The organism is Bacillus sp. AR8-1, from assembly GCF_008042345.1.
GTDB classification, from domain to species: Bacteria; Bacillota; Bacilli; order Bacillales; family Bacillaceae_G; genus Bacillus_A; species Bacillus_A cereus.
In genome coordinates this window covers 329,629-341,058 of record NZ_QNUB01000016.1, presented here as the reverse complement: position 1 = coordinate 341,058, position 11,430 = coordinate 329,629, and the positions used below count along the sequence as shown (strand labels likewise).

Sequence of the window (11,430 nt, the reverse complement as noted above, 5' to 3'; positions counted from 1 at the left end):
GATTACAAATGTAATACTTAATTGTCAACCATATTTTAGAAAAATCCCTTTCAGCTAAACCTTACTTCACAACAACAAAATTCCTCTTTTTCAAATAATCAAATAAAAAAACAAGAAAATCTTTACAATTAATAGTAATATAGAAAATAGACAAGTTTATCAAAATAGTGGAGGCTTTTTCAGTCATGATGCGTGCGCTTCGTTTAAATATAAAGCAAGCTTTTTGTAATCGTGTTTCTTTAATTATTATGTTTAGTGGACTAGCTCTTATTTTTATTTACCATTATTATTATGTAATTCGTTACATTGGGGATGGAACGGATGCCTTTGTAACAACAGCTGTTAAATGGATTGGATTTCGCGACAATGAAATGGATGTTTATTTATTATTAATGCCCGTTATTGCTAGTTTCCCCTTTAGTACAAGTTACAATTCGGATAAATCAGATGGTTTTAAACCGTTTGTAAGTAAAGGGATTTCTTTGTTCCCTTATTCAGTAACGAAATATATCGTTACATTCTTTTGTGGCGGATTTCTTTATACATTTCCATTCATCTTATCGTTATTATTTTGCAAATTAACCATTCCAGACGGAGAACCGACTGCTGGTTCAGGCATTATAAATGATAATGGGATGTTTGCAAACTTATATTACGAATCTCCCCTCACTTACATTGCTGTATATATCGGAATTAATTTTTTATTTGCAGGTTTAATGGCCCTTTTAGGACTTGCAGCATCTGCGTGGTCACAAAAGGACTATATGGCGATTCTTTTCCCATTTGCAGTTGCCTCCATTCCATACGTCCTGCTAAATACGATATTCCCTACAATAGGCGGAGCGCCTTTTCATTTATATGACCCAAAACAACCGTTGCATGGCATGTCTCCGTATATTTTAACGATGCAATGCACTTTCTTCCTCCTCGTTAGCTTAATCATGTATATACAAGGAGTAAAACGTGATAGAAAAAAATATAGAAGAAGGTTGCAAAAAAGAGAGCGGTGTAGAAAGGCGTTTCAAGTAATTTCAGACTAAATCATTGAACGAATAAGAGCGTAATTCCCTAAGTTAACATAGAGAATTACGCTCTTATTATCATTACATATAATCATCCTCCCCTTTACGGTGTACCTGCCAATCCCCATAAGATAACGAACACCGCAAAATAAATTGCTTTAATACCTACCACTGAACATAATAAAATAATTGCATATTTACTTAATTCTCTTCTTGCACCTATTAAAGTGAAAATAACCGCCAAACTAAATGTTATATAAGAAGCTGCTGTATTAATTAAGTTATACGTAATATCTAGATTGCTTGTAAGTCCTGTTATATCAGCTACAAACTGAAGCATGACGATCGTACTAAAAAAAATTGCAAGCTGATTCATTAACTTTCCATTTATTTGTAACTGCATTGTTGTCCCCCTTTAAAAAACTAAATATTCAATTAATTTTATCATTAGATTACAAAAAAAGGAATCATCTCTTTATACTATTCTATAACAATGAAAAAAAAAGAACGCTTAGTCACCTAAGCGTTCCTTTCTTTAAGAAGCTTTCTTCAAATCAATTTGAGCAAGTACTGGGTCATGGTCGCTTACACGTCCGTGCTCTTTCATTATGTTTGAGTTTAAGTGCACTGGATCTACAATTGTGTGCGGTGCGATGTTGTTTGTTACTAAAATATGATCTAACACTTGTGCATTTCCTTCGTGAATGTAAGTGTAACGATTCTCTTTCGGCACTGTGTTTAACATATCTTTTAAGATTGTTCCCTCTAGTGCTTTTAGTGGTTTAGAGAACTCGAAATCGTTCATATCACCTAACACGACAACTGGTGCATTCGTATTCTTTTTCTGAATTCCTTGCACGAAATGATTTACTTCTTGTGCTAACTGAATTCGTTTGTCTTCACTTTTTAATACGAGCGGCTGCACTTTTCCAAATGGCGTTGCATCTCCTAGTTTTGAGTTTAAGTGATTTGCAACGACAACAATGTTTTGTCCTTGGAACGTAAATTCTGCCGCTAACGGTTTACGTGTACTTTCAAATAATGGATTTTCGTCTCCAATACGAACAATATTTTTATCAAGTAACTTTGGTACCGTCGCTAATTTCACGCGTGATGGATTATAGAAGAAGCCGACGCGAATATTCGCTCCTGGTGCTCCTCCGTCTTGATTATTGTTTGGAGCGATTTCTACATACTCATACTTCGGTCCACGAATTTCTAGAACTGCATCAATGATACGTTTTGCGCTTAATGACGCATCTGTTGTACCGTCATTAATTGATCCGTTATTATCTTGCATTTCCTCTACACCGATAATATCTGGCATTTTTAAGTTGTATTTAATAGAATACGCTAACGCTTTTACCTTTTCATCTGTTGTTTCTTTTTTATTCGCTGAGAAGTTTTCAATGTTATATGTAGCAACCGTTAACTTATCAAGACGTGGCTGAATATTTGCGCCTACTTGCTTAAATCCACCATCCACTACAGCTGGCAGTTCTGTTATTGGCGAAATACGGAAAGAACCGTAATCATATCCTACTACCCCTGTTATATCTCCAGTGAAAGTATCTCCTACTTTTGCTACATAATCGCGAGGTACTTTTACAGAAAGACGCTCTGGGTTTAATTGATTTTCATCTAATAGAGGTGTCCCATATTGTGTTACTATTTTATCTCCACCATTTTTTACTGTTACATATAAATTCCCGTTTTTCTGAGGTGTAATAATTTTTGGTGTTGGCATCGTAACACGCATACCTTCTATACTTTCATAGAAGTCGATTGCATCTTCATTTGGATCAAATAAACCAAATGCATCATTATCAATAATCTGGTCCGGGATTTTCACACCGTTTTCTCCAAGTACAATCGGTGCCGGCAAAGATTGATCTTTTGCGATTACAGCAACGCGACTCGCCTTAATTTCTGTCGTCGTTAAGTCTGTTTCAAATCGCTCTGCATATCCTGCTCCTACATATTCTTCTACTACTCCATCAACTTGAATAAGATCTCCTACTGCTACATTCGCATCTTTTTTATATACGTACATACCTTCTGAAGTAGCTGGATCATTATCTGGCTGATTATCTTCTATATAAAAGCCGTTTTTATCAAGCGCTGTGACAACGCCTTCCACATTGTTTACTTTCTTCCCGTTGTAAGGAGACATATGTGATTTTCCTTGAATGTCATGAATACGAACCTGTTCATTATTTACGATAATAAATGAAAATGTCGAAATTGCTGAAGAAGTAAGTCCTTCTTTTTCTGCGATTGCTTTCACTACACTATTTTCATTCACTATAATTTGTCCATTATAACGAACACTTTTATTAGTAGGATTAGAGCCATCTAACGTATAGTAGATTGTTGCGCCTTCTGTATTCGTCGTTAATGTTACCGCTGTTCCTTTAGCAACTTCTCCGCCGTTCGGCGAAGCTACTACATCGCTAACACGATTTTGTCCTTCACCTTGAAACTTATAAGCTGTTACTGATTTTAGACCTGGGTTACTAAAATATAATTCAAGAGTCCCAGTCAAACTAACTTTCTTCCCGATATTTTCAGGGTGATCTTTTACATTCACTGCCGTTCTCACATCACCTTTTGGCAACTGAACGGGCATGATTTTGTCTGGATTCGTTTCGTTTGGCGAATCTGCAATTGCTACGTTTGTATCATCAAACTTAGCTGGATCCTTCGTATATTTAGAAGAACTTTGCGTATATCCAACAATATATCCTTCCACAATCCCCTTCGTTTTCCCTTGCTGCTTAAATACTTGAATTGCTTTTTCTACTGACATAGAAGCAGTTTCTTCTGCTTGCGCTAAAGTTCCAGTAAATGAAAGCAATAGCAAGAATGATAAAAAGACGCTTAACAATTTCTTCACAGCCATTTTCCTCTCCCTATTTCATATTTTCTCAGCATTTCTATCATAACAAATGATTCGTTATATAGAACTTTTTTTCGACAAATTTTACAAAAGATTTATTTAATTTACAAGCTTTCAAACTATAATACAAAATAATAATTTTACACCTTCTACAAATGCACTCTATAATGTTAGAGAGAGAAAACAGAAAATATCGATATTTGATTGGCATGTAAAATGGATTCATTTGAATAGGAGTGATTGGATGGAAGTGCAAACAGAAACATACCGCGCAGCTATGAATGGAACATTAGAACGTCATTTTTCAGATATGATTGCTGTTATACCAACTAGAATTACAATTGAGCAGTTAAAACACCGACTAGAAATTATCGCTACTAAAGTTGATGAGTTAAAAATTGTTTATAGTGATGAGACAAGCCTTATTGTTGAATTACATATGGGTGAAACAGTCATACCGTATGAACTGCATATTGATGAGGCGAACGACCCAGAAGAATATAAAATGTACAATAGACAAGATTCTACAATTGTAGATCGTAATTTTGAAGATGTGGCTTTCGGCACTGAAATTTTCACTCGTACGCTATTTGTAGGCGATGTACTGGACTGCTTTTTCCAGCAGTTACAGTTTTTATGGAATCTCGCCCCAGATTTGTTATTTGTAATAGATTCAAGTGCAGCAATGAAAGTGATATCTAGAAGCTATATTGAATATCACGTTGAAAATGAATTATTACCTGACATTCCTGACTTGTACGTTATTCATTCTGTTTATGAAGACGATAAAGATGATGAGCCTACGCAATATTGGTTTCATACACATGGTCTTTTAAGAGCAGGCGTAACTGAAATAGAGTTAATTATTCCAAATCGCATTTCTTCCTACTACGGCATTGGCGATCTCTTTCAAACATTTGCTAATAATGCCGTTGAGAATGGACAAGTCCCTATGAATGAGCCTATCGTTATCGCGCATAGTCAGCAAGGTTCTATACATACAGTCGCTGTTCCGTGGGAAAAAGGATTATCTTATATAGGGCATAAAACGAGTATGGACCAATTATCTTCAATCGAGGATGAAGAAGTGAAACTACAACCAATAGATGCACAAAATACATTCTTAGGCGGAATGGATGCCCGAGATGAATACCATCAATCTCCATCCGTTCTCTTATTCAAATTTAATACTTCAGAAGAATATATTGAAAGTTTTTTCAAAGAACACGAGGAAGCTACAGGGCTCATGTTCTATAAAACAAATAGTGAAACGGCTCGTATGGCTTACAATGCGAAAAATACTTTCGGGTATTTCAGCAACATTTTTCATATTGAACAATCAAATGAAGATTTTCGTTTCCTTGCTAAGTTTGGTGTCTCCTACGAAGAAGGAAAAAGTGAACATATGTGGTTTGAAATGCAAAACATTACGGAAGATTTCATTCAAGGAATACTCATTAATGAACCATATTTTATAAAAGATATGAGTGAAGGAAATAGTTATCATTTAGATTTTGATAACTTAACAGAGTGGATTATTTATGCAGGAGATGCCGTTATAAAGCCAAATAACTTATATATGTTTATTGGCGAATAAATATTTTATATAATAAACGAAACGCCTTCAATATGATTGAAGGCGTTTCTTATAGTTTATTGTGCGATTAATTCAGCATCTATTACTTTCTCCAAATGAGATAATACACGCTTTGCAGCTTCCTCACCTTGATTAATACAATCTGGAAGTCCAGCACCAGCATAGGAGCTACCTGCCAAATATATACCAGGTAACTCTTTCTCCATAAATGTTGTGAGCTGTTTCATTCGCTCGTTATGACCTACTGTATATTGGGGCATCGCTTCTTTCCAGCGACTTACGATTGTAAACTCTGGATCCTCTGTAATATCCATCGTCTTTCTTAAATCTTCTAGTACAAGCTGAACGAGTTCTTCTTCAGTTTGTTCTACAACCGCTTCATCACCAGCACGTCCAACGTAACAGCGAAGGAGTGTTTTTCCTTCTGGCGTTGTATGTGGCCATTTTTTATGCGTCCACGTACATGCTGTAATGGTGTAATCGCTATTTCGTGATACGACAAATCCTGTACCATTAATATCGCGCTGGATTGCGGACTTTTGGAAAGCAAGTGCGACATTCGCAACGGATGTGGATGGAATATTACGGAAGAAACGAAACTGCTTGTACTGAGCAAACATGGACGGCAATACTTTATGCGAAGTTGCCACTACGATGGCGTCCGCTTCTATTTCTTTTCCGTTACTAAGAGTAATCGTATAACCATCACCCTGTTTTGCAACTTTTTCAATGCGAGTTCCCTTTATTATCGTACCTTCATGCATCTTTGCTTCGAGAGATTCTACGATAGATTCTAAACCTGTTTTCACTGTTTGGAAGATTCCTTTTTTCGGTTCAGCTTTCTCTTCTTTCGGAGCGAGCGTACGCATACCGAGTGAAATACTGCGATGTTTCTGCTCAATTTGATACATTTGCGGGAATGTTGACATTAAGCTCATTTCATCAATATCCCCTGCATAAATACCTGATAGTAACGGTTCTATTAAGTTTTCAACCACTTCGTTTCCGAGGCGATGTCTGAAAAATTGTCCGAGTGATTGGTCAGATACTGGCTTTGACCTCGGCATTAATAGATCAAAACCAGCTCTTAATTTACCAATTGGGGAGAACAGCCCGGAAAATAGAAACGGCGTAATTTGCGTTGGAATTCCCATCATTGATCCGCTCGGCATTTTATGTAACCGATTGTTTACGAGGATAAATGATTGACCGGCTTGATTATTTACAAGTTCATCGCCAAGACCTAATTCTTTCACTAATCTAGCTGCACTTTCTTTTCGTGCTAAGAAAGAATCCGGTCCGCGTTCAATTGTAAATCCATCTTTTCGAACGGTTTGAATTTTTCCGCCAAGTTTACCCGATGCTTCTATAAGTAATGTATCAATCGGCAAGTTTTTTTCATGAATATTTTTTTGTAAATTATACATTGTTGTTAATCCAGTGATGCCTCCGCCGACGATCACAACTTTTTTCCTCAAGCAGGCTCCCCCTTTCTTCTTACAGTACAGATTCTTTTTTCTTTAATACAACATCTGTTAAGCAATCAATAAATGCGTCCGATGCATTTGGCATTTCTGGACGATAATATTTCGCGCCAATTTCATCCGTTACAACTTTACACTCAAAGTCGTTGTCATATAAAACTTCTAAATGTTCCGCAACAAATCCAACTGGTGCATATACGAATGAAGTATAACCGTGCTTTTCATTTAGTTCTCTCGTTAAATCTTGTACATCTGGACCAATCCAAGGATCTGGTGTGTTTCCTGCACTTTGCCAGCCTACCGCATAGTTTGCTACTTCAGCGCCACGCGCGATGTAATCAGCTGTTTCATTTAATTGATCTGGATATGGATCGCCCATTGCAATAATTTTCTCTGGTAGGCTGTGTGCAGATACGATTAGTACTGCTTTTTCACGCTCTGCGTCTGACATGCCGTTATATATACCTTTCACTGCATCGACCCAGTACTGGATGAATTTCGGCTCTTTATACCAGCTATCAATACCGTGAATTGTTAAGTTTCCAAGTTTCTCAGCTTCTTCTTGTGCTCGTCCAACGTATGATTTCACGCTAAAAGTAGAATAGTGAGGTGCAAGAACAAGTGCGATTGCATCTTGTATTCCGTCGTTATGCATATCTTTCACTGCATCTTCAATAAACGGTTCAATATGTTTTAAGCCAAGATACATATGGTACTCTACTTCATCTTGTACTTCATTTAAACGCTTCTCTAACTTCTTAGCTTGCTCTAATGTAATAGTAGCTAAAGGAGAAATACCACCAATTGCACGGTAACGCTCTGTTAAATCTTTCAGCATTTCAGGACTTGGCTTTCTTCCTCTACGAATATGTGTATAGTAACGTTCAATATCTTCTTCTTTATATGGCGTTCCGTATGCCATTACAAGCAAACCAATTTTCTTTTTCATACAGCAATTCTCCTTTACTTCGCTAACTGCCCTTTAGAGTATTCATGAATAAATGTAGTTAAACGTTTTAATGTATCCGGATTTACTTCTGGGAATACACCGTGACCTAAGTTAAAGATATAACCCGGCTGTTTCATCCCTTGATCTAAAATACCTTTTACATGTTCTTCAATAACAGACCATGGTGCAAGTAAGAATGAAGGGTCCATATTACCTTGTACCGCCTTATGAACGCCACGTGCACGTGCTTCTTCAATCGGTAAGCGCCAGTCTAAGCCGACTACATCAAGCGGTAAGTCGTGCCACTCATTCACTAAGTGTGCAGCTCCTACGCCGTGCATAATCATCGGTACACCCATCTTACGAACTTCTGCAAAAATACGCTCCATTGCTGGTTTAATAAATACGCGATAATCTGCTACATTTACTGTTCCAACCCAAGAATCGAAAATTTGAACTGCTTTTGCTCCTGCGTTTATTTGCGCTTTTAAATATGTAATAACCATATCTGCTAGTTTATCCATTAAAGCAAACCAAGCTTTTGGCTCTGCATACATGAACGCTTTCGTATTATGGTAGTTACGAGATGGACCGCCTTCAATCATATAGCTCGCTAATGTAAATGGAGCTCCTGAAAAACCGATTAACGGTACGTCTAACATTTCTGTCGTTAATAAACGAATTGTATCTAGTATGTACGGTACGTCATCTTCTGGATTGATTTCCCCTAGTTTTTCTACGTCTTGTAAAGAACGGATTGGATTATCAATAACTGGGCCAATACCTGATTTAATTTCTACATCCACACCAATTGCAGGTAGTGGTGACATAATATCTTTATAAAGAATTGCTGCGTCTACGTTATATTGATCAACCGGCAATTTTGTAACGTAAGCACATAACTCTGGATTATGTGTAATTTCAAATAAAGAATACTTTTCTTTAATCTTTCTATATTCCGGCTGTGAACGACCTGCTTGACGCATATACCATGCTGGTACATAATCGGTACGTTCCCCCCTACATGCTTTTAAAAATGTCTCATTTATAGTTCTTACCAAGACCCTTGCTCCCTTCCTTACCAATGCTTCGAATACGTTCGATATTTATCTTTTTTTACTATACAGCTTGTAAAAACAAAATGCATAATATTATGTACGTTGTTCATTAAATTGACACAAACATTCGTAAAAACGCTTACTATTTTCACAACATTCTTATTATAACACAGAGAAAAACTATGGTTTAGCTACTTTTGACTTTTCTCCTTCACGATTCGTTTGTGTATTATATGGTACAACGTAAAAGCTCGGTTTTGAAAATATGTTAACGAACTTTTCCTCATATTCCCCAGCACCATTTACAGTGCTAACATGTGTATGAATTCCGTTCTCCACTCTATAGATTCGGTACATAATTCTGTTATCTGGAAGTGGTTTCCAACTTAATTTTGCTTTAAATAAACCGAAAGGGCTAAATGATAGTTTCATTTTTACATCTTCAATTTTGCGCAGTCGAATCGGAGCGCCGATTGTTTCCACACCTTCAGGCTTCATAAACTTCTCTTTATGTTCTACATTAGCCTTCGTTAAAATTTTCTTAAACAATTTTGTCGCAGATGCACTTTCTCCTTGCAACTGATGCTCCTTATCCGTACGGTCATAACCAATCCAAACAGCGCCTACTAAGTTCGGTGTATAGCCGACGAACCACATATCTCTTGCTCCCTTATCGTCATTTGGCAATGAAGTTGTACCTGTTTTCCCAGCTAACGCACCGTTATATACACCAACTCTCGCTGTTCCTTCCTTCACAACTCCTTCTAACATTTTCGTCATATACCATGCTGTCTGCTTCGAGAAGATTTTCGTCTCTACTTTTGGCGATTCCCCAATGACTGCACCGTGTCTATTTAATACTTTATCAATAACGTGCGGCTCAATAATATTTCCATTTGCTAAAAATGAACGATACATTTTTACAAGATCAAATGTTGAAACGCCATTTTTTAGCCCCCCAAGCGCTGTACTTAAACCAGCATCTGCAATATGGACATTTCCTTTTTCTAAATACTGCTTTCCTTCTTCTACCCCTAACTCATTTAATAGAGAAACTGCCGGTACGTTTGCCGACTCTAAAATCGCATCATACATCGTCATTTCTTTTGAATACTCATGATTATAATTTCGAGGTTCATACCCTTCAAAAGAATTTCTTTCATTTGTTAATAAAGAATACGGATTATACTTTTTCGTTTCTAGTGCTGGTGCATAAACGATAAGTGGTTTTAAAACAGATCCAGGCTGCCTTTTGGCAAAAACACGATTAAATCCTCTCGGGACGTACTTTCTTCCCCCAATCGCCGCTTTAATCCCTCCCGTACGATTATCCATTAATAAAAATGCACCTTGCGCCCCTTCTTCTTTCCCAGGAAAATTCCTTGCATCTTGAAACTGGTTATATGCTACCTTTTGAATCTTTTCATCCATAGGTACGACAAACGTATATCCTCCGCGAAGTACTTCTTGATGAGACAACCCGTATAAACGAGCGGCTTCATCTATGACCATATCAATATACGGCATATATGCAAGCTCATTTTCGTCTAAGTTTTTATATAAAGCAATCGTCTTTCCTTGATAACGTACGCTATCTTCGGCAGTCAAATAGCCTTGTTTATGCATAAGTGACAATACGAGATCACGGCGCTCCTTACTTTTCTCTGGGGAGAAATAAGGTGAATATCCGTTTGGTGACTTCGGAAGGCCTGCAAGCATTGCCCCTTCCTCTACTGTTAAATCCTCAACATTTTTATTAAAATATAACTTTGCTGCTGCTTGAATACCGTAAGCCCCATGACCAAAATAAATATGATTCATATACATTTCAAGAATTTGTTGCTTCGTATATTTTTGCTCTAATTGAAGAGAAATTGCGACTTCCTTCAATTTGCGCGTAAATGTTTTTTCACGAGTTAAAAAGACATTTTTAGCGAGTTGCTGCGTAATGGTACTACCGCCCTCTACCTTTTCTCCAGCTAACGTATCTTTATAAAGAGCCCGGAATATAGACGGATAATCAATTCCTTGATGCTCATAAAAACGGGAATCTTCCACCGCAACAAACGCTTGCTGCACATACTTCGGAATTTGCTCGACTGGTACGAGTTCCCTATTTTCTACGTATAATTTCGTAATTTCTTTTCCTTTCTGGTCAACAATACGTGATGAAGAGTGGAAAACAAGCTGCTTTTCATCCATCATATAGCCACCAGCTAACACGATAAGTTTATAGAGTACAATTGCTACTACAAACGTTGCGACGCCGCCTAATAAAGTCCACTTTACTTTCTTCATACATCGTCCTTCTTTCCAAATGATGGTACATTTATTATTTGAAAAAGAAGTATCTTTATGTATATAATCTTCGAAGTTTTTTAAGAGAGTTGATATAATAGAAACAAACTAGTAAGGGGGCAT

At 37.0% G+C, this 11,430-nt stretch carries 8 protein-coding genes; 2 read left to right on the top strand and 6 right to left on the bottom strand.

Annotated elements, in window-relative coordinates:
• Window positions 1-185: 185 nt before the first annotated feature.
• Entirely contained in the window at window positions 186-1,040 is an 855-nt protein-coding gene (locus DN400_RS11170) for a hypothetical protein (protein ID WP_000984164.1), read from the top strand.
• 85 nt (window positions 1,041-1,125) lie between these two features.
• On the opposite strand, the gene DN400_RS11165 is transcribed toward DN400_RS11170, so the two are convergent.
• Window positions 1,126-1,425 (bottom strand): hypothetical protein, encoded by a 300-nt coding sequence (locus tag DN400_RS11165; protein ID WP_001176841.1) that lies wholly within the window; start codon window positions 1,423-1,425, stop codon window positions 1,126-1,128.
• A 132-nt stretch (window positions 1,426-1,557) separates the two neighbouring features.
• The gene (locus DN400_RS11160; RefSeq protein WP_065228435.1) at window positions 1,558-3,924 is read right to left on the bottom strand and encodes a DUF6359 domain-containing protein; all 2,367 of its coding nucleotides are present in this window, start codon (window positions 3,922-3,924) and stop codon (window positions 1,558-1,560) included.
• 241 nt (window positions 3,925-4,165) lie between these two features.
• Between DN400_RS11160 and DN400_RS11155 the strand changes: the two genes are divergently transcribed.
• Window positions 4,166-5,518, top strand: coding sequence for a DUF4026 domain-containing protein (locus tag DN400_RS11155; RefSeq protein WP_000453695.1), 1,353 nt, complete (start codon window positions 4,166-4,168; stop codon window positions 5,516-5,518).
• A gap of 56 nt (window positions 5,519-5,574) precedes the next feature.
• Here the strand turns inward: DN400_RS11155 and hemY are convergent, their stop codons facing one another.
• The 4 genes from hemY to DN400_RS11135 all read right to left on the bottom strand — a co-directional run bounded on the left by hemY (window position 5,575) and on the right by DN400_RS11135 (window position 11,307).
• On the bottom strand, window positions 5,575-6,996 hold the full coding sequence (hemY, locus tag DN400_RS11150; RefSeq protein WP_147801681.1) for a protoporphyrinogen oxidase: 1,422 nt from the start codon (window positions 6,994-6,996) through the stop codon (window positions 5,575-5,577).
• A gap of 19 nt (window positions 6,997-7,015) precedes the next feature.
• On the bottom strand, window positions 7,016-7,951 hold the full coding sequence (gene hemH, locus DN400_RS11145; protein ID WP_088349107.1) for a ferrochelatase: 936 nt from the start codon (window positions 7,949-7,951) through the stop codon (window positions 7,016-7,018).
• A gap of 14 nt (window positions 7,952-7,965) precedes the next feature.
• Window positions 7,966-9,012, bottom strand: a complete 1,047-nt coding sequence (hemE, locus tag DN400_RS11140) for a uroporphyrinogen decarboxylase (RefSeq protein ID WP_000252605.1) — start codon at window positions 9,010-9,012, stop codon at window positions 7,966-7,968.
• 177 nt (window positions 9,013-9,189) lie between these two features.
• Window positions 9,190-11,307 (bottom strand): transglycosylase domain-containing protein, encoded by a 2,118-nt coding sequence (locus DN400_RS11135; RefSeq protein ID WP_065228433.1) that lies wholly within the window; start codon window positions 11,305-11,307, stop codon window positions 9,190-9,192.
• Between the last annotated feature and the right edge of the window lie 123 nt (window positions 11,308-11,430).